General features: G+C 66.5%; 20 protein-coding genes, 7 pseudogenes and 1 CRISPR repeat array. Of the genes and pseudogenes, 16 read left to right on the top strand and 11 right to left on the bottom strand.

Annotated elements, in window-relative coordinates; all coding sequences use genetic code 11:
* Position 1: 1 nt before the first annotated feature.
* The 4 genes and pseudogenes from ACWY4P_RS43755 to ACWY4P_RS43740 form a co-directional block, all read right to left on the bottom strand.
* A pseudogene (locus tag ACWY4P_RS43755) lies at positions 2 to 103 on the bottom strand (SAM-dependent methyltransferase); the annotation flags it as partial.
* A gap of 106 nt (positions 104 to 209) precedes the next feature.
* Complete coding sequence (locus tag ACWY4P_RS43750) at positions 210 to 656, bottom strand: hypothetical protein (RefSeq protein ID WP_456206361.1); 447 nt, start codon at positions 654 to 656, stop codon at positions 210 to 212.
* A 300-nt stretch (positions 657 to 956) separates the two neighbouring features.
* A pseudogene (locus ACWY4P_RS43745) lies at positions 957 to 1,031 on the bottom strand (SAM-dependent methyltransferase); the annotation flags it as partial.
* Positions 1,032 to 1,121: 90 nt separating this feature from the next.
* A pseudogene (locus ACWY4P_RS43740) lies at positions 1,122 to 2,189 on the bottom strand (IS21/IS408/IS1162 family transposase); the annotation flags it as partial.
* Between the two features lie 139 nt (positions 2,190 to 2,328).
* Positions 2,329 to 2,663: a CRISPR direct-repeat array (repeat unit 30 nt; unit sequence CGTGCTCCCCGCCAACGCGGGGGTGGTCCG).
* 201 nt (positions 2,664 to 2,864) lie between these two features.
* Here ACWY4P_RS43740 and ACWY4P_RS43735 point away from each other — a divergent pair.
* The 10 genes and pseudogenes from ACWY4P_RS43735 to ACWY4P_RS43690 all read left to right on the top strand — a co-directional run.
* Positions 2,865 to 3,261 (top strand): annotated as a pseudogene (locus ACWY4P_RS43735) (DDE-type integrase/transposase/recombinase); the annotation flags it as partial.
* 1,105 nt (positions 3,262 to 4,366) lie between these two features.
* Positions 4,367 to 5,107 (top strand): hypothetical protein, encoded by a 741-nt coding sequence (locus ACWY4P_RS43730; protein ID WP_456206360.1) that lies wholly within the window; start codon positions 4,367 to 4,369, stop codon positions 5,105 to 5,107.
* 180 nt (positions 5,108 to 5,287) lie between these two features.
* Entirely contained in the window at positions 5,288 to 5,734 is a 447-nt protein-coding gene (locus ACWY4P_RS43725) for an integrase core domain-containing protein (protein ID WP_456206359.1), read from the top strand.
* A 559-nt stretch (positions 5,735 to 6,293) separates the two neighbouring features.
* Positions 6,294 to 7,028 carry a hypothetical protein gene (locus ACWY4P_RS43720; protein WP_456206358.1) on the top strand — a complete coding sequence of 245 codons (735 nt, stop codon included), beginning with the start codon at positions 6,294 to 6,296 and terminating at the stop codon, positions 7,026 to 7,028.
* Between the two features lie 99 nt (positions 7,029 to 7,127).
* Complete coding sequence (locus tag ACWY4P_RS43715) at positions 7,128 to 7,655, top strand: hypothetical protein (protein WP_456206357.1); 528 nt, start codon at positions 7,128 to 7,130, stop codon at positions 7,653 to 7,655.
* Between the two features lie 477 nt (positions 7,656 to 8,132).
* Positions 8,133 to 9,233: a phage major capsid protein gene (locus tag ACWY4P_RS43710; RefSeq protein WP_456206356.1), complete on the top strand. Its 1,101-nt coding sequence runs from the start codon at positions 8,133 to 8,135 to the stop codon at positions 9,231 to 9,233.
* 56 nt (positions 9,234 to 9,289) lie between these two features.
* On the top strand, positions 9,290 to 10,621 hold the full coding sequence (locus ACWY4P_RS43705) for an ATP-binding protein (RefSeq protein WP_456206355.1): 1,332 nt from the start codon (positions 9,290 to 9,292) through the stop codon (positions 10,619 to 10,621).
* A 129-nt stretch (positions 10,622 to 10,750) separates the two neighbouring features.
* Entirely contained in the window at positions 10,751 to 11,404 is a 654-nt protein-coding gene (locus tag ACWY4P_RS43700) for a glycosyltransferase (RefSeq protein WP_456206354.1), read from the top strand.
* Between the two features lie 21 nt (positions 11,405 to 11,425).
* Positions 11,426 to 11,740: a glycosyltransferase gene (locus ACWY4P_RS43695; protein ID WP_456206353.1), complete on the top strand. Its 315-nt coding sequence runs from the start codon at positions 11,426 to 11,428 to the stop codon at positions 11,738 to 11,740.
* Between the two features lie 81 nt (positions 11,741 to 11,821).
* Positions 11,822 to 12,316 (top strand): Gp19/Gp15/Gp42 family protein, encoded by a 495-nt coding sequence (locus tag ACWY4P_RS43690; protein WP_456213263.1) that lies wholly within the window; start codon positions 11,822 to 11,824, stop codon positions 12,314 to 12,316.
* 181 nt (positions 12,317 to 12,497) lie between these two features.
* Here the strand turns inward: ACWY4P_RS43690 and ACWY4P_RS43685 are convergent, their stop codons facing one another.
* A complete protein-coding gene (locus ACWY4P_RS43685) occupies positions 12,498 to 13,121 on the bottom strand; it encodes a hypothetical protein (RefSeq protein WP_456206352.1) in 624 nt (207 codons plus the stop codon).
* An 83-nt stretch (positions 13,122 to 13,204) separates the two neighbouring features.
* On the opposite strand from ACWY4P_RS43685, the gene ACWY4P_RS43680 reads away from it, so the two are divergent.
* From ACWY4P_RS43680 to ACWY4P_RS43665, 4 genes are all read left to right on the top strand, one after another.
* Complete coding sequence (locus tag ACWY4P_RS43680; RefSeq protein WP_456213262.1) at positions 13,205 to 13,465, top strand: DUF5403 family protein; 261 nt, start codon at positions 13,205 to 13,207, stop codon at positions 13,463 to 13,465.
* 492 nt (positions 13,466 to 13,957) lie between these two features.
* Entirely contained in the window at positions 13,958 to 14,158 is a 201-nt protein-coding gene (locus ACWY4P_RS43675) for a hypothetical protein (protein WP_456206351.1), read from the top strand.
* A gap of 57 nt (positions 14,159 to 14,215) precedes the next feature.
* Entirely contained in the window at positions 14,216 to 14,776 is a 561-nt protein-coding gene (locus ACWY4P_RS43670; RefSeq protein WP_456206350.1) for a hypothetical protein, read from the top strand.
* A gap of 197 nt (positions 14,777 to 14,973) precedes the next feature.
* Positions 14,974 to 15,273, top strand: coding sequence for a hypothetical protein (locus tag ACWY4P_RS43665; RefSeq protein ID WP_456206349.1), 300 nt, complete (start codon positions 14,974 to 14,976; stop codon positions 15,271 to 15,273).
* Between the two features lie 111 nt (positions 15,274 to 15,384).
* Here the strand turns inward: ACWY4P_RS43665 and ACWY4P_RS43660 are convergent, their stop codons facing one another.
* A complete protein-coding gene (locus tag ACWY4P_RS43660; protein ID WP_456213261.1) occupies positions 15,385 to 18,621 on the bottom strand; it encodes an N-6 DNA methylase in 3,237 nt (1,078 codons plus the stop codon).
* Positions 18,610 to 18,744 (bottom strand): annotated as a pseudogene (locus tag ACWY4P_RS43655) (type I restriction-modification system subunit M N-terminal domain-containing protein); the annotation flags it as partial. The gene ACWY4P_RS43660 and the pseudogene ACWY4P_RS43655, both read right to left, overlap by 12 nt.
* A 60-nt stretch (positions 18,745 to 18,804) precedes the next feature.
* Between ACWY4P_RS43655 and ACWY4P_RS43650 the strand changes: the two are divergent.
* Entirely contained in the window at positions 18,805 to 18,966 is a 162-nt protein-coding gene (locus ACWY4P_RS43650) for a nucleotide-binding domain-containing protein (protein WP_456206348.1), read from the top strand.
* A gap of 474 nt (positions 18,967 to 19,440) precedes the next feature.
* Here ACWY4P_RS43650 and ACWY4P_RS43645 read toward each other — a convergent pair whose 3' ends face one another.
* The 3 genes and pseudogenes from ACWY4P_RS43645 to ACWY4P_RS43635 form a co-directional block, all read right to left on the bottom strand.
* Entirely contained in the window at positions 19,441 to 19,797 is a 357-nt protein-coding gene (locus tag ACWY4P_RS43645) for a hypothetical protein (protein ID WP_456213377.1), read from the bottom strand.
* 43 nt (positions 19,798 to 19,840) lie between these two features.
* A pseudogene (locus ACWY4P_RS43640) lies at positions 19,841 to 20,770 on the bottom strand (IS701 family transposase); the annotation flags it as partial.
* Between the two features lie 224 nt (positions 20,771 to 20,994).
* Positions 20,995 to 22,587 carry an ISL3 family transposase gene (locus ACWY4P_RS43635; protein ID WP_456206347.1) on the bottom strand — a complete coding sequence of 531 codons (1,593 nt, stop codon included), beginning with the start codon at positions 22,585 to 22,587 and terminating at the stop codon, positions 20,995 to 20,997.
* A 79-nt stretch (positions 22,588 to 22,666) separates the two neighbouring features.
* On the opposite strand from ACWY4P_RS43635, the pseudogene ACWY4P_RS43630 reads away from it, so the two are divergent.
* Positions 22,667 to 23,374, top strand: a pseudogene (locus ACWY4P_RS43630) (integrase core domain-containing protein); the annotation flags it as partial.
* A gap of 66 nt (positions 23,375 to 23,440) precedes the next feature.
* Here ACWY4P_RS43630 and ACWY4P_RS43625 read toward each other — a convergent pair.
* Positions 23,441 to 25,084 carry an IS1182 family transposase gene (locus tag ACWY4P_RS43625; protein WP_456206346.1) on the bottom strand — a complete coding sequence of 548 codons (1,644 nt, stop codon included), beginning with the start codon at positions 25,082 to 25,084 and terminating at the stop codon, positions 23,441 to 23,443.
* Between the last annotated feature and the right edge of the window lie 61 nt (positions 25,085 to 25,145).

Here is a 25,145-nt window from a genome sequence, read left to right as displayed (position 1 = left end):
TCTACGGGCGGCGGGCCAGCAAGTGGGTGTCGAGGAAGCCCCGCTCGGACGCTGGGTCGTGGAGCAACCGAGCCACTGTGACGAGGCCGGCACCGGCCAGACCACTGGGCATCCGAGAGCAACTGAAAACGCGACTCGGGACCAGAGTTCCAGCCAGGACGCTCAACCTTTGCCAGACACGCCCTAGGGATCCGGCCAATGGCTTCGGGTCAGGTCCGCTTGCGGCTCGCGATCTCGTCAGAGAGCTGCTGCACGTGGGCGGGGTCCGCGTCCCGGGCAAGGGCGACGTAGTGGTCCATGACGGCCGGCCGGTAGCGCACGGGCAACGTCTGTCCTGGGGCGAGTCGGGTGAGCTCGGTGATCGTGAGGTCTTCGTCTGCGATACCGCGGAACGAGATGCCGCCGGCGGTCTCCACGTCGAACATCAGGACCACGCGTGGACTGCTGCTGACCTCCCGCCAGTTGACGAGAACGCCGAGCGCAAGCGCCCCCGTACGCAGTTCCGCATTGCGCTTCCGTGCATCACTGCTCAGGAGCGGGTTCGGGGCGACGCCCGGGAAGTCGGGCCCGACGCCGAGCGATTCCCGACTCAGGTCGGGCCTGAGCTGCGCCATCAGATCGTTCAAATCGTTGCGCTTCTTCTTCGAACCGAACATCCTGACCCCTCCCTCACACCGGTGCCGGAATCTCGGCCTGGCGCTTCGCCTTCACTGCGATTGTACGTCGCGGCCATTCCCGACCTCCGGCGCATCGCCCCGTCCCGATGGGGTCGCCGTCTGCGGTCGCGGACGGGCTCGGTCGGTGCACCTGTCTGTCGGACGAGCCACGTCCGCACGCCGACAGGAGGACCAAGCCGTGATCGATATTGACCCCAACAGTGCGTCCCGTGGCAAGACCGTGCGGTGCCGCGATCCTGTGCGGAGCGGCGGTCACGCTGATCAACTTCTTCTGGACCGTCGGCCAGTGAACATCGACGCATAGAGCTCGACGACCCCGTCGTAGGCCGCCCTGGTCTCATCCTGGTGTTTTACACGGGCGGGAAACTAACACCCGCGCTGTTCACAGCCGTTCTCCGGCCCCGTTCCGGCCCTCCTCCCCAGGACTGATCGTCCCGTCACCTGGTCACGGGACACCCTGGTTAGTTCAGAGAAGAGTTCGTCGCCGTGGAAGCGGGCCCAGACGGTGTGTCCAGCCAGCTGGTGCGGGACTGAGTAACGGACCGAATCGACCGAGATCGTGGCGTCGTTCGCGACTTTCCGGGTGGTGCCCAGCGCGGCAGTGAACGGGCTGACCGGCAGCGGGTGCAGCCGCAGTGCCTCCTCCGCCAGGGCCTCGATGGGCCGACGCCGGATCGCGCGGTGGACCTTGTTGTTCACTTCGCCGGTGAACTCGTTGCATGCGTCCTCGAGTTCGACGAAACCCCGGTAAGCGGGGCGAAGGTTGACCTCGGTGGGCACCAGGTCCCGCTTGGCGATCCGCATCGTCGCTTCGGAGCCGCCTTTGGACTGCGGATCAGCCGGGACACACGTCCGGATGGTGAGCCCGTAGTGGTGTCCGATCTCGATGATCTGCGGATTGCGTACCGGTATGCGCGCGATATGGTCCGTGGTGACCGTCCGCTCGTTGTCGGTGAGCGCATAGGTCGGGGCCCCGCCGATCCGCCGCAGTGTTGCGTCCAGACAGGACGCGATCGTCGGCAGTGTCTTGTCGAGCACCGGGATGACGACGCGGAATCTGGACCAGGCGAGCCAAGCGCACCACAGCCAGGTTCTTCGACCGGCGATTTTCGGGCCGTCGCCCCAGTCCCGCTGGATCCACAGGCCCGGCTCGGGTATCCAGGGGCGGAACACGCGGCGGTGGCCCGCCCGGTACGACGCCTTTGCCGCGGCGACCGCCCGGCGGGTGGTGCGGTCGGTTCCGGTGAAGCCCATCGCGGTGATCTTCTCGTGCACCTTGTCGGCACCGATCCGGCCGCCGGAGCGTTCGATGAGTTCCTCGATCTTCGGCATGAACTCGTCGATCATCTTTGGCCGCTGCTGCCGCTTTGTCGGGTCGCTGCCCTTGCCGCGAAGCTCGACATACCGCTTCACGGTGTGGTGGTCGGCCCCGGCCAGCTCGGCCGCCGCACGGTAACTGCCCGTGAGGTCGTAAGCTTCCAAAATCTCCATGATCTCCTCTTTGGTCTTCACCCGGCCAAGAAGAACAGGCCGGGTGATCGCGAGACACCAGAGGGACCACGCGTCCGTCAGTGGGGAAATCCCGTGTCCGCCAGCGGGGAGGCGATCAGACCGCCTTCAGGGAGCTTGGCATTTCCGCCGTCATACGGTCCGTGCTCCCCGCCAACGTGGGAGTGGTCCAACACTTTCGCGGGTTCCTCCGGTCTCGCCAGGGTGCTCCCCGCCAACGCGGGGGTGGTCCGGCATCCTCGCTGTGGAATGACTACATTCATCCGTGCTCCCCGCCAACGCGGGGGTGGTCCGGATCTGGAGGCTCTGGAACGCCCTCCAAGCCCGTGCTCCCCGCCAACGCGGGGGTGGTCCGAACTGGCCGCCCGGCGTGGGTGCCCGATGGTCGTGCTCCCCGCCAACGCGGGGGTGGTCCGGTCTCTCCGGGCATGTCGGTGGGTGTGTTGGGGCGCTCCCCGCCAACGCGGGGGTAGTCCGCAGTGTCGTCAGCCGATGCGTTCCCCTGCCGACCCTGGCAGGGGAACGCACAACCGCGTGCACAGCCGGTGCACATTCACGCGGGAACACACGGGAAACCGCAGGTAGGCGAAGGAAGTCTGTCGGGGCACGCAACGGCCCCGACCGGGGTGTTTTCCCAGGTCAGAGCCGTAATGGCGGACGAGTCGGCCTGTACGCCGGGTACAGGACCGGCGGAACAAGGCCGCGGCCAGGCGTTTCTTCCGCAGGCTCCTCAAGAGGACCGGTGCGGTGGAGCGGGTGGTCGTCACGGACAAGCTGCGCTCCCACGGCGCCGCTCACCACGAGGCCATACCCTCCATGGAGCACCGGCAGTCGAAGCACCTGAACAACCGGGCGGAGAGCAGCCGTCAGCCGACGAGGCAGCGCGAACGCGCGATGAAAGGCTTCCGCTCCGTCGGCGGGGCCCAGCGGTTCCTGTCCGCCTTCGCGGCATCTCACCCCACTTCCGGCCCCGCCACCGTCTCATAACCGCCCCGGCCACCGGGCCGAGATGAGCATCCGCCTCGCCATCCGGGAGCAGGTCACTGGCCTCGCCGGTCGGCCCACCGCGGCCTGAGCACAGGCCGGCATCCGGGCCCACCAGGCCCCGACACGCCGTCAGACACCCACGCCCCAATAACGCGACAGTGCCGGTATGCGGTCTCCCCCGACCACTGACCCAGCACTTGCACTCATCGGCGCCATCACTTCCACCCGCTTGGCACACTATTTATTCCGACAAGGCCCCGTAAGGCTGTCTCGTTACGGCGCTCCAGAACCGGATACAGCACTCACACCCTGGGAGTGCCCCATCTGCCGGCGGACGACAAGGGGCTTTACCGCCCCTTGACGCAGGCCGTCCACCGCGACCGAAAGCCCCACGAACGGACTGCCTGCGGAAACCTGCCCACAGGGATCATCAGCAGTCTCCCCTACCCCTGTCGCATGGGGAGCACGAGATCGTGCTCCCACCTCGAAAGGGGGTCGAGAGCCGACAAGGGGTTCTTATACCTCTCGATGCAGAGAGCATCCGAATCGATGGGGTGACGTCGGGGGCCCCTGGTTGACGACGGCGTACAGGGGCGCGGTACGGCGCGGTAGGTCTACCGGATCGGGTGACGGACGAATCGGGCACCGTTGACACGTCTGCGAGTTGGGAGCACGAGGGCTCCCAGAGGGCTCCCACTTGCTCCCAGCCCGGAAATGGTTAAGGCCGCCTCCGCTACCCGCGGAAACGGCCTCCGACCTGCGATGATGCTGGTCGGGACGACAGGATTTGAACCTGCGACCCCTTGACCCCCAGCCGCGCGGCAATTCTCCTCTTATGCTCCACTTTAATACTTGCGCAGACCTGGCGCGCTGTCAAGCTCCTTACGACGCCAAACACGGCAGCCGTCAAGTGTCAACGCGGCGCTCCCCCAAGCGCATCCGTCGCAACTGCCTTCGCTCAGTGGTCTCCCCCACACACCCGCACATCCGGCTGCGGCTCCGAGCCTGGACGACCTTGGTGAACCTTGACGGAACTCCCCGGAGCATTGGCCGATGGACTCGTATTCGACGTCTTACGGCTGGCGTCTCGGCAGAGGGCGCTGCTACCGGTTGCCTGCAAAACAGGAAAGGTTCCCCACTGTTTCGATGTCTCATGAGTCAGTCGCCAGGCGAGAGTCCCGAGTGTCAGAGCCATGCGCTTGGATGTGCGCGTGACCGTTCATGACATTGCTCGGCTGCTGCCCGAGATAGCCGTCCTCCAAGATCACTGCCGTTCCATGGCAATGCTGGAGGCGGTGCTGAGTCCCAAGTGGGAAAACCGATACCACTCCTTCGATGCCCACTGGTCCGACACGGAGTCGATGGCCTCGATGCGTACCGGGTCGGGCGACGAGTACTCGATCGTTTTCTCGGCCGCGGGCGCCTACGTCCGTGGGTTCGCTCACGAGTCGCTCATGAGCCCCTACGCACAGGACGGGCCATGGCCCGGGGTGCTCGATGATGTTCCCGAAGTCTTCCGGTCGTGTGTTGAGGAACCCGCGTTCTCGGACGAAGACGGGATGCCTGTCATCACCGCGTGTATGTGGCGGGAGCCGGGAGACAGCAGTTGGAAGACGGGGACCATCGACTTCCCCGAGGAGACCACGGGAGATCCGGACGGCGCCGAGTATTTGTTCCATCTGCTGGTGGATCGCTCGGCGGAAGCGTTTCAGCGGTGGGCTCAGGACTACTACGAGGCCCCGGTCAACTTGGAGGCCGTTCGTCACGTCTTTTCCCCACGTCCGCTGACCGAAGGTGTGGTCAGCGCGTTGAACCCAGAGGTCACGCTGGCCGACCTCGCGGGGGACATCACGGAGATCGGCTACCCGCTGGCCAGGCCGACGTCACCGCTCACCCCACCGCGCAATGGACAGCGCAGCAAGCACGCAACCTGACCCCCGCGACAAGGACAGCAAGTGGGCCGAGTCGTTCGACGCAGTCTTGGCCGGCAACGCACCCCACCACGCCTACCCCGCACGCACATCCTCGACAACCTCATCAATGAACACAGCCATGTACCCTGACCAGCCGCGATGGGTTTCTGAACGGCGCACCTTCACGCCCGCAATATGGCCATGGACCTCCAAGACGCAGGCATCGGGACGAAGTTCTTGATCCGGGACCGGGACGTTCGCTACCCATCGTCCTTCGACACCGTCGTGCAAGCCGAGGACATCCAGGTCATCCAGACCGGCGTCCGGATGCCGCGCATGAACGCGATCACGGAACGCTGGGTGCGCTCATGCCGAACCGAACTCCTCGACCGCACCCTCATCTGGAACCAGACCCATCTCTTCCACGCGCTACGCGAGTACGAGGCGTTCTACAACGAGCACAGGCCTCACCGCACTCTCGCAAGCGCCACACCGCTCCACCCACTACCCGAACCGATTACCGACCCCGATTGTCGCCTGGTGGTACGCCGTCGATACCGCCAGGGTGTGGCTGTTCCGCCGCGGGCAGATCGTTCTGCCCAAGGGGGCAGGCAAGTCTCCGCTGGCCGCTGCGCTGGCCTGCTGTGAGTTGGCCGCCGAGGTGGTGTTCGACGGGTTCGACGCCACCGGGGAGGCGGTCGGCCGCCCGCACCCCTCCCCGCATGTCCAGCTCGCCGCGGTCTCCCAGGACCAGACCGACAACACGCACGCCCTGGTGCTGTTGCGCGAAGGCGAGGCCTCCGACGTCGTCCCCGGGCTCGACATTGGCCTGACCCGCGTCCGCACACGGGCGGGGGGCTGGAGTCGGTCACGGCCTCGGCTACCTCCTGCGAGGGACAGCGGCTCACCGCGGCCATTCTCGATGAGCCGCACCTGTGGCTGGCGAACAACGGTGGCAAGAAGCTGGCCGCCACGATCCGCTGGAACCTTGGCAAGATGAACGGCCGTTCGATCGAAACGACGAACACCTGGCTTCCGGGCGAGGAGTCGGTCGCCGAGCGGACCGCCGAGGACGCCGAGCGCGCCCTGGTCCGCGGTGAGCTCAGCGGGCTCATGCGCTACCACCCGCAGGCCACCGTGACCGCCCTCGCCGACGAGGCCGAAGTACGGGCCGCGCTGGAGCGGCTGTATCGGGTTGCCCCCCTGGGTGAACATCGACCGCGTGGTCGAGGAGGTCTATGGCACCTCCACCGACCCGGCCGACGCCCGCCGCTTCTACCTCAACGAGGTAGCCACTGCCGAGGACGCCCTCGTCGCGCCGCATGAGTGGGACGCCTGCCGTACAGACGCCGCCCTCGCCGACCGCGACGCCATCGTCCTCGGCTTCGACGGCGCGCTGCGTGACGATGCCACCGCGCTGCTGGCCTGCCGTCTGGCCGACCGGCTGTTCGTGCCGCTGGGCATCTGGGAGCGCCCGGCGGGCCTGGATGGCAAGGGCTGGGAGGTGGACCGCCTCGCTGTAGATCAGGCCGTCCGGGTGGTCGGCATGTTCGCCGACGTGGAGTACTGGGAGTCCTACATCGACGCCTGGGGCGGAGCCTTCCGGGAGCAGGTCCTCGTACGAGCGTCCACCCGGCATCCGATCGCCTGGGACATGCGCGGGCGGCTGTCGCAGTCCACGCTCGCCAACGAACGCCTGGTACAGGCTGTGAAGGACGGTGCCATCCGGCACACGGGGGACGTGACCTTGCGACGCCACGCGCTCAACGCCCGGCGCCGCCCCAACCAGTACGGCATCTCCTTCGGCAAGGACCGCCGCGGCAGCAAACGCAAGGTGGACGACTGGGCCGCCGCGCTGCTGGCGGACATGGCCCGGCAAGAGGTGGTCATGAGCGGCAAGCTCCATGCGCCCCGAGACCGGCGCGTGATCGTCCTGCGCTGACAGCCATCAATGTCTCCCAGAGCGTCGGCCGTGAATGGCCGCCGATGGTCTGGTGCACGGCATCTTGCCCCGGTCTAATGCGTCGTTGTGGACGCAGGCGTGGCCGCGGTCGCCGGAGCCGCAATCGGAGCCCCCGGAGCGGTGGGCGGTGGATGGCTCACCGTCCACGGGCAGAGCCGTCAGCAGCGACGACAACAACAGGCTGAGCACAGACGCTGGCGCGATGAAGTGCGACGCAATGCCTACAACGCCTGCCTCGCCAGCGCAAAGGAGCTGTCCGCAGCCTGGTGGAAGATGTCTGATCGGTTGTGGGAAGAGGGCAGCACGCCGGAGCAGTGGCAGGCCAGGTTCGTTGAGGCCCATGACGCCTGGACGCGGTTCAGCACCGCTGTCGCCAGCGTGACGGTCGCCGGGCCACGACAGGTTGCGGACGCCGCCGACGCTCTCCGGACAGCCATGTACGAATGGGAAATGGTCGGCTTGCAATGGTACGAGGCAGCGCGACGCGAGGGCCACGGCCGCCTCGACCACTTCGACACCCGCTTCAACAAAGCGGCCAAGGACAAGCGGATACCAGACCGAGCCTTCCAAGCCGCAGCCCGCGAAGCTCTCGGAACCGAGGACTGAGGCGGACGATGTCCTCGGCCAATTCCGCGACGCTGCGTGGTCCCTCGACCATGACGATGGGACCAGCGGTGCGGACAGCGGGCAGAAGGGCGGACGCGTCTTCCCAGGCGGCATCGAGTTCCTCCGGCGAGTGATCTCCCCGGACTGCTGCGTAGGCCATTGACGACAAGCGCCCCAGAGCTTCCTGGTGTGCGGTGATGGCTTCGAGGAACCTGCTGTACACCTCACGCCGCCCCTGGCGTCGCCACTGCGAATGTTGGCTGCGCCCCTGAGTGCGCCCCGTCAGTGCGGCCGCTCCGATGGTCCCGCCCGCTCCGAGGAGCCCTCCTACTGCTGCTCCGAGTAAGGCAGCAACTCCAGCGTCCATCTCAACACTTTTGCACTTCACCGGGGCGACTGCGCTTGATCCCCGGAATCTGTAACACGCCGCGCCCCGGAACGGGGCCGCCAGTACGCCTGGAACGGGAGTGAACCAACATGTCCGATACCGCCCCCAACCCCGCCACCCCCGCCAGCGCTATCGCCGAAGGTGCCACTGGCACCGAACCAGATGTGGGACCGCCCGCACCGGCTCCCGAGACGAGCCCCGAGGCCAGCGTGCCCGATTCGACGCCGGCAACCGAACCGGCCGAGCCCAACGAGGCGGACGGCACCGAGCAGTGGAAGCGGCACGCCCGCAAATGGGAGCGCCAGGCGAAGCGCAATGCCGAGCTCAAGGCCCAGGAGCAGTCCCTCATCCTGTCCGCGGTCAACACCATGCCCCTCTCGTACGGGCAGACCAACATCCCGGTCGTCGTGCAGCGGCCCGAGGCCGGCCCCGTGGGCGAGGCCGAGACCAAGCCGCAGAGCGAGTACCGCTACGAGATGCGGGCGGTCACCCCGCGGAAGTTCGCCACCATCGTCACCGTCTCCGAGGAGTTCATGGAGGCGGACATCGCCGGTCTGTACTCGCAGATCCAGGGCGACCTGGCGTTCGCCATCGCCCGCGCGGTGGACCTGGCCGTTATCCACGGCCGCGCCACCACGACCGGCGCCGAGCTGTCCGGCATCGACGGGCAGTACCTGAACGCCACCACCAACCGCGTCACCCTCGGCACGCACACCCCGGACGAGGGTGGCATGGCGGCCGACATCGGCGCTGGCTACGAGCTGGTCATCAACGACGGCTACGACTTCACCGCCTTCCTCGCCGCTTCCCGCTTCCGCGCCAAGGCGGTCAACGCCTACGACAGCTTCGGCCGCCCGCTGTTCCAGTCGGCCGGGCCGGACCTGTCCGATTCCACGTCCACGCTGATGGGCCTGCCCGTGCGCTACGGCCGGGGCGTCTCCGGGCAGATCGGCGCCAGCCCCGACACCCTCGTCCGCGCCATAGGCGGCGACTGGTCGCAGCTGCGAGTGGGCATCGTGCGCGACCTGAAGCTGGACGTCACCAACCAGGCGGCAGTCACCCTTGGCGGCAAGCTCGTGTCCCTCTTCGAGAACAACCTCGTTACCCTCCGCGCGGAGATCATCTTCGGGTGGGCGCTCGGGGATGTGGAGGCGTTCACCACCTACCAGGACCCCATCGGCCGGCCCTGAGAGAGTTGCGAGCGGCGATCTCCACACGCGTGTACGCCAGGCCATAAAGTTGCCCCATGGATCCGCGGTTGTCGCCCTACACCCCCGGCGCCGGCGTCCAGCCGACATATCTGGCCGGACGCGGTGACGTCATTGAAGAGTTCAACGTTGCCCTCGACCGAATGCAGGACGGGAAGCCAGCAACCTTACCGTTCATCACAGGAGCGCGCGGCTCGGGGAAGACCGCGCTGTTTAATCGCCTCCTCGACGCGGCGCGAGGTCGGGGGTGGTGCGTCGGAGCGGAGGAGGCGATACCTGGAACACATCTGTCGGCGCTCATCGCCATCCTCGCGAGCGAGGCGCTCCACTCGATGAGCCGACGCCATCGCATGACCGCTGGCATCAAGCGGGCACTGGGCGTGTTGAAGGCGTTCACTTCTGTTTCCGTCGCTGGAGTGTCGCTCAACCTGGACGTGGACGCCGTCGCGGGCACCGCAGACACCGGAATCTTCGACCTCGACCTGCGTCGTCTCATCATTGAAATCGGCGAGGCCGCACAGGACAGCTCGATCGGCGTGCTGCTCGCGCTCGACGAAGCACAGATGGTGCCCCAGGAACAGTTCCGCCCCCTCGACGCCGCACTCCATGCCGTCGCACAGCGCCGCCTGCCTGTGGGCTTCCTGGCGTGCGGCCTGTTCCCCTCGTGGCAGGGAACGGGTCCGGAAGAGGATGAACCAAGCTTTTACAGCAGCGCCGCAGCGCGCCTGGGGGCCGACAAATACATGCGCCTGCTGCCCTTGTCTCGCGTCGAGGCGCGCAACACCCTCGCCCTGCCGGCCCGCGAAGCGAACGCAGACTTCTCGCCGGAGGCACTGGAGGAAGCGGTCCAGTTCTCCCAAGGAAATCCATGGCTGATCCAGCTGATCGGGGATCGCACTTGGCGTGGGGCCGAGGGACCGCGAATTGATCTGCCCGCCGTTAAGGCCGCTTGCGAACGGGTCCGGCGGGATCTGGACGAGTGGTACTTCCCCCGGATTCTGCGGGAATGTACGGATGCGGAGCGACAGGTCCTCCGCGTTATCGCGAATCTCCAGCACCGCCGCATGGATACGAACGGCAGCGCGGATATCGACTTCCCCCTGCTGGAGCGCAGCTTCTGGACGCACAGGGGCGGTGCGCCTGGCGACGTCCCAGGGCATCTGATCATGAGCGCCGCGCGAGAGGCACTGACCGACTCAGCGGCGACCCTCTTCGGAGATCGCTACCGTTCCGACTACGACTACACGAAACAGGCGCTGCTTGCGCTGGGCAGACGCGCTCTGGTGCACATCGACCAGTACAACGACGAGTTCTGGGCCCGCATCACAGTCCCCCACTTGCGCTCCTATCTCCTCAGCAACCCGTTGTAGCCCTACGGGTGTCGAGCGATGCACTGAGCAACCGCGGCCGAAGCCCCTTCTGAGAGGGGCTTTGTATTTGCGTCAACGCGCATGGCCTGAAATGCCTGGAAGCTCCCCGTGAGAAAGAGGTGATGGCGGGTGCGGGTTGTCGCCCTTGTCCACTGGTACGTCCCGTACCACAACGCCGGGTCGGAAACGATGCTCCGCACCCTCCTGCGCGCACTCGCCGACGCCGGACACGCCCCCCACGTGGTCACCACCAGCCAGGAGGAAGGCGACCCGGAATACGCGTACGAGGGCATCCCCGTGCACCGCGCCGGACCGCTGGGAACCGTGCCCGAGCTGCTCGACAAGCTCAGTCCGGACGCGCTGGTCACCCACCACCAGGAGACCCCACACGCCACCCACTACGGACGCAGCCGCGGCGTGCCCGTGGTACAGGTCATCCATAACGAGATGCACCACACGCACGTCTGGCAGCACAAGCGCCCAGCGCTGGCGGTCTTCAACACCCGTTGGATGGCTGCTGCCCTCGCGCGCTACCGCGTGCCCGGCCTCGTGGTACACCCGCCGATTTGGCCCGACCAGCACGCCACCACCCCCGGGGACCTGGTGACGCTGGTCAACCTCAACGCACACAAGGGCGGGACCATCCTCTACGAGCTCGCCGAGCGCATGCCGGACGTGCGGTTCGCAGGGGTGATCGATGGGCACGGCGAGCAGGTCATCCGCTGGAACGTGCCGAACGTGGAGATCATCCCGCACACCGCCGACATGCGCCGACACGTCTAGTCACGCACCCGGCTCCTGCTCATGCCGAGCGTGTACGAGTCGTACGGCATGGCCGCCGTTGAGGCGATGTGCTCGGGCATCCCGGTCATCGCCGCGCCCACGCCGGGCCTGGTCGAATCCCTCTCCTGGGCCAGCACATTCGCCGCCGGCGACGACCTCGACGGCTGGGTGTCGACCATCCGCCACCTGTCGCTCCGCGACCGGTGGCACGCGGCATCGCTCGCCGCACGAGAGCGCGTCGCCGAACTCGACCCGCGGCCCGAGCTTGCCGCCTGGGTGGCCGCGATCGAACAGCTCCCGAAGGAGGGCCGCGGTGGCGTACGCAACGGTCGATGATGTCGCCGCCCGCCTGGGGCGGGACCTGGACGAGGCCGAGCAGCGCCTGGCTGCCGTCCTGCTGGACGACGCCGAAGAAGCATCCGCGCCCGCATCCCAGACCTGGACGAACGGGTCGCGGCCAGCGAGCACTACCGCGCCCTGGTGGTCTCCGTCGAGGCCGGCGCCGTCGTGCGCGTGCTGCGCAACCCCGGCGGATACCGCTCGGAGACCGACGAGAACTACGCCTACACCATCGATACCCGCGCCGCTGCCGGGTTCCTGACCATCCTGGACGAGGAGTGGTCACTGCTGGGCGCCGCCCGCGGCGCCTCCACCGCCGTCCCCTACCTCGACCCGATCCCCCACGACCCGAGGCACCTGGTGCGCTACCCGCGCGGCACCGGCCCCTACTTGCCGCTCGATCACGAATGGTGGCCTCCGTGTGCCTGCTCGACACTGGCCCCGACACCATCACCGTGTGCCCGCAGGAACGCACCACAGACGACTGGGGCAACCAGGTCTGGCGCCCCTCGACCAAGCCCGTCCGGGTCCGGTGCCGAGTGCAGCCGGTCGACGCCGACGAGCCCGCCGTAGCCGGACAGGCCACCGTGACGACCTATCGCATCATCGCGCGGGATGCGCCACTCGGACCGTGGGCGCGCGTTGAGTGGGACGGCCGCACCTGGGACGTGGTCGGCGAACCCTGCCGCTACAACGGATCACCGGCCACCCGGCATATCGACGCCCTTATCCGGTGTCGATGATTCGTCTGGTGTTACCGATCGGCACCGGGCTCACGGGGAACTCCTAGCATGCTCGAAGAGTGGGTGAGGAATTGCCAAAATTGTTTGCTTGCCGCACTTTTGGCGCTTTCTAGTTTTTCTCGCCGCTCTTGTAGTAAGCGGCCTGTAAAGTGCTCACCTTCCAAGATTGAAACCCTGAAATTCAGCATATTGGTCATCTCTCGCGTCGCCTCTACCGCTGCTTCCAATACTTCTTTTGCCGCGGTGATGTCCGAGTCTATGAGGGTGATTCGACCCATTTGAATCTGCCACTCGTCAATTAGCTTGGCGTGTCGATCTACTGCCGCTCGAAGCTTGGTGGAGGTGGGGCGCTCGGCCAGGATTCTTTCGCATTCCCTCATGTAGGAGTTGAACTGTGCCCATGTGGAATTGAAAGCTTCGTAAGCCTCGTGGCGCTTCTCCCAAAGGGGATCTTGAGCGATAATGTTGACGTTATCGATGTGGTTGGCTTGGGTGACGGAGCCATAGACATTTCCTCCGGAGACTGAATTTATATGGTTGCCTTGGATGGCAGGGCCGTGGATGTTTCCTCCGGAGATCGAGTTTTCAGTCTGTGGTGATCTCTTCTGCCGTCGTCCCATGCCAAAGATTCTCATGGTGTCGATGCTAGCTGGAGGCCAAGGAGAGGAGGGAGTCAATGACCGGCGCTGCACGTGGAGTTGGCCGACGCGTGGCCCGTATGCCTGGCGTGAAGGCGGCCGTACGGGCGCGCGCCAACCGCATTGCGGCCAAGGCACGCGCGAACCTCGGCGCACACCGGGCGGAAGGGGACTCGCGCATCGAGGTGACGCGCGGACGCACCGATGCTGTGGTGTCCCTCGTCGATGCCGCCGCGCTGTCCATCGAGTACGGCCGCAATGGCTACACCAACCGCAACGGGCGGCGGGTTGGCCCCATGCAAGGGCTGTACGTGATCACCCGCGCTGCACGAGAGGGGTGAGCCGGTGCCCGCCCGGATGCTGCCGTCCGCCGCTGACCTCCTCGTCGGCGTGCTCCGTCCCACCCTCGCCGTGGCGACAGTCGGAACGCTTATCCCTGACCCGATGCCGCTGCCCTTCGTCCTCGCCCGCCCTGTTGGCGACGCGGCGGTGGACATGCGATTCCTCGCCCGTGCGGTGGTCGATGTCCAAACGTGGGCTGTGGCCGACCGTGACGCGGAAGATCTCGCGGCAGCCGCCCGCGCCGCCTTGGTAACCGCATGGCGGCAACAGGCCGTGGTCCCCGGTGTGGGGTCCACCGAGGCCAGAGCCGCCATCGCCGCTGCGATGGCCGCAGCCGGCGAACGGCGGGCCCGGATCCTCGCCGACGACGACGAGCGCGAGGCAACCTGGCGCGAACGCGCACTGAACGCCGAGGGCGCCCTCGCGGCCGCCCGCGTCGAAATCCTGGCCCAGCGGTCCCGCATGCCGAACTCATTCGCCAGAACCTGGACTTGGAGACCGAGTGGACCGAGGAAACCATCCAGCGGATCACCACCGAGAACACCACCCTCAAACAGCGAGTCCGCCAGCTCACCACCGAAAACCGCACCCTTGACGAGCGTCTCAAGGCAGCCCGCTCGGACCTCCGCTTCCAGGACCGACGCATCGCCGACCTCGAAGCCCGTCTCACCGATCCGCTGCCCGATACATGACCGCTACCTCTCCCTCAACCGCTCTCGCCCTCCGCAGGAGGGCATCACAATGTCGGCGTGGAATCAGACCTGGCTACAGCTCTCATCGCCTTCGTTGCGACCCTCGTGGGCGCCGTCGTCTCCCTGGGCGGCGTCATTTGGCAGCAGAAGCGAAACGAGAAGGGCGCCGAAAGGAACCGTCGGACTGCTCTGCGAGAGGCCGGCATAGAGCGCGTCGCGGAAGAGCTCTTCGTCATCGTCCGCCATGAGGAGTCGCTTCCGCATCAACACACTCCAGCCCAGGAATACCTAGCCTGGGAGAAGACACTTCGCGAACACGTCCTCCGCATCCAGCTGGCGGCTCTCCGTCTGGATCCCCCCGAGCTCCGAGCCAGGATCCGCGACGTGTGTTCCCTGCTCAACGACTGGAACGGGCTTCAACCACACGCCTGGCCGCACGAAGTCGTGACTGGTGCCACCCAATACGCGATCGACAGTATCGAGGCATTCCTTCAGAAGCCGGACAGCCCCTTGCCGCCTCCAGGCCCTGCCATTCAGAGACTTCGAGAGGCGCGCGAAGCCGCAATCGAGGACGAAAGGATTGCTGCAGAAGAGACGCGACGGAACGCTCCAATGTGATTCCACCTCTGCCCAACGACAAAGCGGGGCAGGAGACCACCCAGACGAGCGACAGCGACGTTGTAGGTGCCGGACATCACGTCCGTGCGGGTCGCGCACTGTCGGTGAGCTTGGAGAAAGGCCAACGCGATTGCTAGTTCCTCCCCTTGACCAAGACCGGTGTAGCCCGTCCGTACCGACCGGCGAGATGCTTGATTGTGCTGCTGCGACTCCTCTACCTCGCCCCGTCGACGATGTTCACGTTCATGCGGCTCGTGCCGATGAGCGATCGCGAGAAGGACCTGGAGATTCTGGCGCTGCGCCACCAACTCGCCGTGCTACAGCACACGGTAGACCGTCCGGTGACCACCGTGTACGAACGCGGCCTCGCCCGCCTCATCCATCACGAGATCGACCACCTCAACGGACTGGTGTATACCGCCCGTATGAGGACCGGCGTTGACCCGATCCCGGTCGAGGAGCGCCGGCAGACCGGCCGTGCGTGGGCGTACGAGTAGGTCACTACCAACAAGTCCCTCTGCGGCCGGAGGTAGCGGCGGACTTCAGGACCATCCCTGGAAACGGGCCAACTCCCGCGCGCACGCAAATCTTCAGATGACTACGACGCCTCAGGCGCCGTGCCGTGGGAACTCGTGGTCCCTGCCGCAGCGCGAAGTGATCGCCCCGTTCTCTTTGGTGATCTTGTGCAGCAGGAAAAGCTCCCGCGCATCGCACTCCGTGCATACCTCAGCCCGCGCGATGGGCCACAACGCCAGTGGCTCAGCGGATGACTGGCCCTGCACATAGATGCGGTTCGGGTCGAGGGTGCCGGGATACGGGCGCTCGAAGGTCTCCCAGTCAGGGTGGCTGCCCCGTAGGCGCCGCCCGATCAGCGTGAACCCGCCATTGCCGGTGTACGCACATGTGTCGACTAGGTCCCAGTGGAGGCCGGACAGCCACCCCACTGATTCCAGGGTCGCCACGACTACCGGCTCCAGAGCTTGAACTTCCCGCTCCAGCTCGTGTTCCGGCTGGACTCTGCTCGCGTGGCTGGAGTCGTTTCTCATCCCGCGCAGTTGGTTCAGCAGATCGAACACCCCATCGGAATCCATGGCCCCTTCCAGCTCGGGAAGTTCGGGGATGGGTCCGTTCTTGACCAGGTCTGAAATCTGGCTCTGCCACGTCCAGAAAGTTGCTCCACCACCCTTCTTGAAGGGACCGCGCAGAGCGTCCTCGAAGCCCTGTCGACGGTGGATCCGGACCGCGAGAGCGAGTACACCGACACAGCGCGCCACGCTCTCCGCGAGTTTGAGCAAGGCGTCCTTGCGTTGGGCGAATGTTGTGGCGATGCGGTACTGCCGGGCCAGCGCTGCCACGTGGTACGGGTAGCTCCACTCGGCCCGCCATACCGGGTCTCCGAGCGGCTGGACGAGCTCGCCGATGATGCGAGCCTCGTACGCCGAAGCCTTGGCTGTGCGGCGCATCTCGTCGAGGCCGGCCAGCGGGTCACGGAACACGTTCGGCAGGATCCTGGAGGTCGTGCGGGCAAGGGCTTCCTTGCCACCGTCGAGGTCGACCAAGAGTGAGTTGAACTCGGCGTCCTTGATCAGCTCGACCGGCGCCTGCGAGTTCATGGAGACACGGGCATGCAGTCCTCCCTCTTCGCCTGCCCGAGTACGCAGCCACTCGCACAGAGCGCGCCCGCTGTTGCCGAGGGGACGCAGCACAGTCAACCGTGTCACGGCGTCACCGAAGTCGGATGGCAGCAGCCGCCAGTTGCCCGCCTGACCCACCACATCTCCGCCGGTGCAGACGGCCAGAGCCTGCGCCGTCTCGGGAGCCTCCGGTAGATCCGCCGCCGTGGCGGCAGTCTGAAGGTCGCTTCCGCTCAGCAGGGGCATGCCCTCCGTCGCCCTCTGGCCAAGCCAGCGGCTTACGCGCCGTGCCACCGTCGCTAGCGACCCAAAACCGGTACCGGGCCCGCCGACTATGAAAGGAGCCTGCGGCAGCGCACAACCGATCCTGATGCTGCTCAGGTCAGGTCGCGCGTCGGGAGACTCGGAAACTATCTCGCGCTGTACGAATTCCTCTACGTCCTGCCCGAGGGGTACCCGCACCGTGTGGGCCAGATCAGGATCCGGAAGCGTGCGCCCCCGCTCGTCCGTCTGGACCTCGCCTCCCGCGTCCGATACGGCCACAGCCTTACGTACGCGGCCCCACAGCGAGCGCGGGAGCTCGGTCGACAGACCCGCGTTCTTCAGTGCCGTCGAGAACGCACACTCGAACGCGGCCCACGTGGGCCAAGTCTCACCGGTCAGCTCGCGCAGGGCGCACAGCAGTGCTGGCGCCTGGTCGAAACGCGTCATCATTCTCGATGACTGGACGTCAGCGATGACGTCGGCGCTCACGGCGAAGTGCTGCCGCAGAGGCCAATCGATCGTGACCTCTTGGTAGACGAGGTCGTCGGCATCGAGCAGCAACGCTTCGCCCCCGCTCTCGACCCTTCGGTCCCCTTCTGACGTAACGCCGCATGCCGCCTCGTACCGCTCCGTGATCTGCGTGATGTGCTGGTCCGTCAGATAATGGCGCTTCCTGTCCACCGGCCTGCGCAACGTCGCGGAGTGCCCGCGCGCGTCCAGTGCGACGACCTTCCCTCGCAGCTGGGGAGATTTGCGGTTGGACAGCAGCCATACGTACATCGGGATGCTGATGTTCGACAACAGGTGTGAGGGCAGGGCAACCACACCCTCCAACAGGTCGTTCTCCAGAAGCCACCGTCGGATTTCCGACTCGCCGGAGCCCGCGCCTCCACTCTGCAGGGACGAGGCGGTGAACACGATGGCGGCTCGGGCACCCCCCATGTCCGTGGGCCGCATATGGGCGACGAGATGTTGGACGAAGAGCAAGGAGCTGTCGCTGACACGAGGCAGCCCTGCGCCGAAACGTCCTTCGAATCCCAGCTCTCTTGCCTCGCGGGTCACTTCATCGTGCTGCCGCTTCCATTCCAGGCCGTTCGGAGGGGCCGCCAGGAGATAGTCGAACGTCTCCCCTCGGTGCCGGTCGTCTGTCAGGACGTCTCCGTGCGAGATACCTGTGGGATCCGCGCCCCTCATCATCCGTAGGGAGCGAGCTGTCGCGTAGGTTTCCGGATTAATTTCCTGACCGGAGACCAACGTCACGGCGGAACTTCCCACCTCACGCAGGAAGCCTTCGACGGCAGAGAACATGCCGCCAGTACCGCAGCACGGGTCGTAGACGGTGATCGAGGGCCCTGGCGAGGTCAGCGCTGCCGCATCCGGGCCGACCAGCAACCTGGCGGTCAACGCGCTCACATCCCGCGGGCTCGTGTGCTCGGCCGTGCTCTCCGGCGACGCTTCGGTGAAGCGCCGCACGAGTTCCTCGTACTCCCGCCCCATTTCCCGCTCGGAAACGGTGGCCAGGCTCAGATCCAGCTCAGCGAACCGTGTCACCACCTGCCGCAGCACCCGCGCATTCGCCAGATGTCGGACGGTGTACGGAAATTCGAGCGAGTCCAGCACATCCACGATCTCGGTGGGAAACCCCCGCACAAACCGATCCACTGCCTCAGCCAGGACCAGCTCGGCATGAGGTGACGTCTCATCGTCGACCGCCAGCAGCAGTCCGGCAAGGCCGCCTGAGGCATCTGGGACGCTGGCGTGCTCACCCGGTCCGGTCGGCGTCCCGTCCAAACCTGTGGCCGCGGGGCAACTCTCCCCCTCGGCCAAAGGTCCCTGTGCGTAGCCGATTCCTACAGTGGCCGCCTCATCGATCAACGAGTCGCCCGTACTCTCACCCGCCGTCGCAGACGGCTGCGGGCTGGCTTCGTTCCGGCGCAGGCAGTCCATGCGACGCAGCACGGTGAAAGGCAGGATCACCCTGCCATATTGACTTGACCTCAAGTCGCCCCGCAGCAAATCTGCCACGGACCAGATGAAGTCCACCCGTGCACGGTTCCCATCCCCGGCCACACGCCCTCCCCAGCCCGACGGCACCTCCCGTCGGAGCACCGCCCATCATCTCATCCGACGGTGGCCGAGAACGCGCACTGGCTGCGTGGTCAGATCACGCCAGGGCGCGGAGCGCGGATCCATGAGCGCACCAGATACCCGGGCAGGCATCACGTGGAGGTATGGATTGTCAAGGATGGGAAGTTCGTCGCCAGCGATCACTACGACGTGGTCATGCGCTGACGACGACGCCAGACCATGACGGCCAGTGACGGGAGCCGAACGGGGGCAGGGCGGACGGCTCACGGCTCTCGCACTTGCGTCCATAGTTGACCAGTGCCAGTCCGACTTGCGGCCGGCGAACATATAGTCAGTCCAACGCCTTGCCTGACCCCATCACGTTGAGTGATCTCAGTCACTCGCTGACGGAGGGAAAGGAACACGATGTCTCGCCTCATCGCGACACGGGAGCAGGACCTAGTCCTCCCGTAAAACGACACGACCTGCATGGGACACGGTCTCTGCAACGACAACGGGGTGGGCGGCATCGACGCGGGTCAACACCAGGTGGCGCAGCGCCACTTCATTTAGGCGCTGCGGCTCACGAAGGCGGGCAGCGACGTGCACCTCGGTTCGTACGTGTTGAGCACCATGGCGATGCAAGCGCTGATGCGCGGCTTCACCTCCCAGGCCCTCGTGTTTCGCGGTTCTGGGTGGTCATGTTCCGGCGGCGGCCCAGGCGGTGAGGACGGCGTGGATTTCTTGGGGTGTTGCCTGGTGAGGGCGTGGGCCGCGAAAACGGTGGGCGATGATGACGCGGCGGAGTTTGGCGGTCATGTCCTCGAAGGAGGGCTGGGTCTTTGTGGTGTACCAGCGGGCCCGGGCACGGTGTTCGGCGGCATCGGTGGGCTGGTGGCCGGCGAGTGTGTACCAGAGGATCACCACGGTCAGGGCGAACAGGCCGAAGGGCACGGTACGTTCGACCGCGGGCCGGGTGCGGTTGCGGGCCTCGCCGACACCGAGAGTCTGGCGGGCGTCGAAGAAGGCCGTCTCGATTCTCCCACCGGGACGCATAGCGTTCCACGATCTCCTCGGCCAGGCTGGTCAGGTCGGTGGTGACCAGGGCGGCGCCGTAGCCGCGGTCCAGCCCGGTGCCGGGCCCGCAGCGCTCGTCCCAGACCAGGACGACCCGGATCGGCCGGGTGTGGAAGGAGCCGTACCACAGGCAGATACGTTCGGCGAGGAAGACCGGGGACATGCGTCCGTAGCGGCGGACCTTGATACGCCGCCACTCCACCAGCCGGGCGAGTTCCGCCGGAGTGCCCAGCCGGGCCCCTTTGGTGCGCGGGCGTCCCTTCTTGCCGGTCCGCGGTGGTGGCAGTTCGCGCAGCACCGAGGTGACCTTCAGCCGGCTGGTCCAGGAGACGGACGTCGGCAGGCCGCGGAGGTGTACGCCGACGTAAGCGGCATCCCCGACCGTGTGCACGGTGCGGTCAGGGAAGGGGGCCGCGATCCGTTCGGCCATTTCGCGGGCCAAGGCCATCTTCCCGGTGTGCCGGGGACGCCACAGCGGGGCCAGCACCGGCAGGCACACCGGCCTGGCCAGGAACGGCACAGTCACCACGATCCCGGCGACCACCCAGCAGTGGCCGAAGCCGGCCGGGCGCGGGCCCCTGGCCGAGCCGTCATGCTGCCAGGCTGCACCGAAGACCTTCCGTCCGCTCCGTTTGAACAGGGTGTCGTCCACCGCGACCAGGAGCGGTGCATCGTCCGGCAGGATGCGCTCGACGATCCAAGCGGCCAGGGCCAGGCCGACCTCATCGGCTGACCAGCGCGCGCAGGAGAACAAGCGATGAGCCCGGGCGTGGTGCCAGGTGCGCTCCAGTTGGGCTCCGAGCAGCATCCCGCACACCGTGCGCCGACGGGGCTGCGCGATCAGCCCGGTCAGCAGGGCACAGAAGGTCCGATAGGTCGGGGCAGTGAAGCAGGAACGGCAAACCAGCAGTAGGCCGGACAGTGAAGCGGGTATCGTCCCGTCAGGAAGCATCGGCGACTCACTCTCAACCAGGGTGATACAGACACCGCCGATGCTTCTGCGTTCACCCCGCTCTCGGCTCCGTAGCGGCTCTCCTCACCCAAACGAGCCATACACGACACTCCAGTTCGCACCACAAACGATCAAGAAAAGTGCGAAACACGAGCAGGCCTATGGGTGCCGGAAATTAGGCTCTTGCAAGATTTTCGTGATGCGGTGACGGTCGGTGAGCGTTGTCAGGTGAGTAGGGCTCGTTTGCGGAGGAGTGCCAGGCTGGCGCGGCCGTAGGTCTGGCGTTTGAGCATTTTGATCTTGTTTACGGTGCCTTCGACCATGCCGGAGTTCCAGTCGAGGGTGAGGCCGGCGGTGACGGCGTTCCAGTCCTTGTCCAGTCCGGTCGCGAAGGCTTTGAGTGAGGGGAGGTCTTGGTTGCGGACCTGGTGCACCCAGGTGTTGAGGTGTCGGCCGTTGCGTCTGGTCATGATCTGGGCGAAGGCCTGGACGTGCTGGTGCAGGGCGTTCAGCTCGGGGCAGGCTGCCAGTGCGGTCTTAAGACGCTGCTGGTCATCGGGGTTCAGGGTGGCGGGGTGGCGCATGATCCAGCCGACGAGCCGTCGGGTTGGAGGCGGGGCAGGTTCCGGGGTGGGCAGGGCTCCGTTCGCTCGGAGGGTGCGCAGGTAGCGGGTGACCAGCCGGATGCTGCACTGCAGGCCCCGCTGGGTGAGTTCCTGGTGGAGTGCTGTGGGCGAGTGGCACCCTTCGGCCCATCGCTGGTGCAGGTAGTCGCGGTGTGGGTCCAGTTTGCTGGGGCGACGACCGGCGGCGTGAGCGAGGAGTTCTTCCACGTGTTCAGCCCGGGCGAAGGTCTGCACGGTTTTGTGGTTCAGCCGCAGCTCACGGGCGATCTCTTTCAGCGCCCAACCCTGCTCCAGCAGGGCATGGACCTCGCGGTAACGGCGGCGGGTGCGCGCCTCCAGCGCTCCTTGAGCGGACAGGGCCTGCGCAGGCAGATCTTCGAGTCCGGTCCGGTCTGCAGGTGTTCGGTCCGTGGCCGCTCGGTGCAGGCATCCGCGGTGGCGGGCGATGTCCTTCTCCACGTGTTGTCCGAGGTTGCGCCACAGGTGCCAGCGGTCCGCGACCTGCACGGCAGCCGGCGCGGCGCGGGTGGCAGCCTCGGCATAGGCACCTGCCCGGTCACGGCAGATGACCCGCACCCCAGGGTGATCCCGGAGCCACGTGGCCAGCGGCTCGGCGTCCCCGCCGGGCAGCAACTCCAGCACCCGCCGCGTTGTCCCGTCCACCAGCACCGTGCCCCACACTCCGCCCCTACGCAGAGCGAAGTCGTCGACACCCAGTACCCGGGGAACCTTCCAGTCCGGGTCCGGCAACGCCATCACCAGCGCTAACAGGGTCACCCGGCTCACCGCCATGTGCAGGACCGCCAGCAGCCTCGCCCCGGCGGACCCGGCCAGTGCCAGCCCCACCGCCTGGAGCAGCCCCAGCAGCAGCGGCGTATAGCGCCCATACCGCACGGACAGCCCGTCCACCTGCTCGGCGAACGTCTGCCGCGGACAGCCAGGCTCATCACAGAACATGCGTCGCACACCGAGATGGATCACGACGGGACGGCCACCGACCGCCACATCGGCCAGACGACGCCGATAGCGACTGTGCACCCGCGTCGACAACACCCCGCAGTCCGGACACGGCAACGCGACACCCTCCCGGGTACGCGCCCAAACCTCGACCTTCTCACCCTCAAGGCTCACCCGCTCCACCAGCACCTTCTCCAGGTACGGGAACACGATGCCCAGCAGCTCGTCACACACTCCGCACGATGACACCAAGATGACGCACTGTCACCCCATCACGAAAATCTTGCAAGAGCCCCGTTTCCGGCACCCACAGGGCCACAGGCGGATCCAGGGCGAGCTGGCTCGCCTCGGGTATCCGATCGCCGCATCCACGGTGTGGGAGATCCTGAACGCTGCGGGCATTGATCCGGCCCCACGTCGCGCCGGCACGACCTGGCGCGAGTTCCTCACGAACCAGGCTGAGGGCATCATCGCGGCAGATTTCTTTCATCTTGACACCGTGGCCGGACGCAGACTTCACGCGCTGGTGTTCCTCGAACACGGCACCCGGCGCCTCCACATCTCAGGCGTCACGGCCCATCCCACCCAGGAGTGGGCCGTACAGCAGGCCCGGAACACAGCCGCCGACCTCGGCATGCGGACGGAGTCCCTGCGGTTCCTGCTACGTGACCGCGACGGCAAGTACGGACAGTCCTTCGACGCCGTCTTCGAAGCCGATGGCATGGAGGTGATCAAGAGCGCGCCACGAACACCGAGAATGAACGCCCACTGTGAACGGGTGATCGGCAGCATCCGGCGCGAAACCCTCGACCACATCCTGATCACGAACGAGGCACACGCCCGACGAGTCCTGGCCGCCTACCAACGGCACTACAACACACACCGCCCTCATCGAAGCCGAGGCCAGCTACCTCCTGACGCTCACCAGCAGCCCACCACCGTGCACAACCCCGACGCGCACAAACTCCTACGTACACATGTCCTCGGCGGCGTCATTAACGAATACCGCTATGTCGCTTGACCAGCAGCGATGACTTTTCGAGCCCGACAGGACTCTGTTGGTCGATGTGATCTGAGTTTTTGTCGATCAGGCCGCGAGACTGAGGGCAAGCTGTTCGTAGTGGGAGACTCGTGTCGTGCCCAGGGGGGTTCCGGCCCACCAGGCGTCGAGACGGTAGAGGTTGAGGGCAGCCGCGGTCAGGACCTGGGCCAGAGAGGTTTTGGCGAGGCCGCGGTAGCGAGTACGCCGGGTGCCGGTGCGTCGTACCGCCTGCGAGATGCTGCCCTCCACTCCGGCCCTGGTGTGGTATCGCTTCTTCCATTCCTCGGTCTGCTGTTCTGCCCGTCGTTGTTGGAGGAGTTCGTGCTCTTGGCGTGGCAGTAGTGTCAGGACGCGGTAGGCGGCTGTGGTGCAGATGTCCTTGGCCGGGCAGCTGGTGCATCCGGCGCCGGAGAAGTCGATGTGGATGCGGGGTTCGCCGCCGATGGTGGTGTCACTCCAGCGGGTGCTGACCTGGCCCTGCGGGCAGGTTACCTGCCGGGTGTGCCAGTCGATGTGGAAGTCGGTGGCGGCGTAGCCGCTGCCCTGCAGGGCCGGTCGGCCGCCGGCTTGCTTGACCGGCCCGATGACCTCGACGCCCAGTGCACGAGCCTCAAGGATGATCTTCGCGCTGGTGTAACCGCCGTCCACGAAGTGTTCGGCCGGCTTCAGGCCCCGCTCGAGCAAGGCCTCGTGGACAGCGGCGGTGAGCTGGTGATCGTCCGTCGTGGCCGGTGTGGTGGCCGTGCACGTGATCAAGTGGGGGAGGTCGTCGTCGCAGCTCTCGGTGAGATGGGTTTTGTAGCCGTCCCAGGCGGATCCCCGCTTGACCCCGCAGCGCGCATCCACATCGTGCGGTGAGACGATGCGTGCCGCGCCCGGAGGGCGTTGTTTGTGTCCGCGCCAGCGCACCCCGCGGGCGTCGCGCTGGTACTCCTGGGCCCACACAGTGCGCAGGAGCACGACCGCCTCGAGGCCGGCGAGGTGGGCGGGGGCCGTGGGATCGTCGAGAGAATCGAGGAGTTCATAGCCGTCGCCCCCGACGTTCTCGGCGAACGCGGTGCGCTCGGCCTCGCCCTTGGGCAGCCGGTAGGAGTCAGCGCGCTGCCGGTAGCGCGCGAGCCAGTCCGCGTTGACCGCGTCGGTGCCGGCCAGCCAGGCGGGAGCGGCCACCGCCAGGGCCTCCAGGGCGCAGCGCATGGTCTCGGTGACGAACTCCAGCCGGTTCAGATCACGGATGCAGGCGATGACATGGGTGGAGTCGGTGCGGGCTCGCCCGCCGGCCCGCAGCAGGCCCCGCTCGTTGCACTGCGCGAGGATGGCGTCCAGGATCTGCTGCTCCAGGCCGTGGGCGATCAGCCGGTCGCGGAACTCGCTGAGCACCGAGAAATCGAATCCAGGGTCAGCGAGTTGGAGGCCGAGGGCGTACTTCCAGTCGATCCGGCCGCGCACCGCATCAGCGGCCTGCCGGTCGGTCAGCCGCTCTGCATACTGCAGCACACTCACCAGCGCCAGCATCCCCGGAGACACGGACGGACCACCCCGATGCGCGAACGCCGCCACGAACCGCTCACTTTCAAACACCGCCCCGAACTCGTCCCTGATCCGCATGGCCAGACACCCGCGCGGGAACGCAGCACGGGCGACCCTGACCGTGGACTCAGGCACCGCAGACGCAGGCAACGGACGCATCGACATGATCTCCCCCTCGCCCCCAGGAAACAGACCCGACAACGAGCAGTGTCCAACGCAC

This window comes from Streptomyces sp. LZ34, from assembly GCF_053890475.1.
The sequence above is the reverse complement of the archived record's forward strand: the minus strand, read 5'-3'. Positions and strand labels throughout refer to the sequence as shown.

Coding starts and splice junctions, on each gene's coding strand:
- ACWY4P_RS43750 (WP_456206361.1), bottom strand. CDS start 656: ATGTTCGGTTCGAAGAAGAAGCGCAACGATTTGAACGATCTGATGGCG.
- ACWY4P_RS43730 (WP_456206360.1), top strand. CDS start 4,367: ATGCGCTTGGATGTGCGCGTGACCGTTCATGACATTGCTCGGCTGCTG.
- ACWY4P_RS43725 (WP_456206359.1), top strand. CDS start 5,288: ATGGACCTCCAAGACGCAGGCATCGGGACGAAGTTCTTGATCCGGGAC.
- ACWY4P_RS43710 (WP_456206356.1), top strand. CDS start 8,133: ATGTCCGATACCGCCCCCAACCCCGCCACCCCCGCCAGCGCTATCGCC.
- ACWY4P_RS43705 (WP_456206355.1), top strand. CDS start 9,290: ATGGATCCGCGGTTGTCGCCCTACACCCCCGGCGCCGGCGTCCAGCCG.
- ACWY4P_RS43695 (WP_456206353.1), top strand. CDS start 11,426: ATGCCGAGCGTGTACGAGTCGTACGGCATGGCCGCCGTTGAGGCGATG.
- ACWY4P_RS43685 (WP_456206352.1), bottom strand. CDS start 13,121: ATGAGAATCTTTGGCATGGGACGACGGCAGAAGAGATCACCACAGACT.
- ACWY4P_RS43680 (WP_456213262.1), top strand. CDS start 13,205: ATGCCTGGCGTGAAGGCGGCCGTACGGGCGCGCGCCAACCGCATTGCG.
- ACWY4P_RS43660 (WP_456213261.1), bottom strand. CDS start 18,621: ATGGACTGCCTGCGCCGGAACGAAGCCAGCCCGCAGCCGTCTGCGACG.
- ACWY4P_RS43645 (WP_456213377.1), bottom strand. CDS start 19,797: ATGCGTCCCGGTGGGAGAATCGAGACGGCCTTCTTCGACGCCCGCCAG.
- ACWY4P_RS43625 (WP_456206346.1), bottom strand. CDS start 25,084: ATGCGTCCGTTGCCTGCGTCTGCGGTGCCTGAGTCCACGGTCAGGGTC.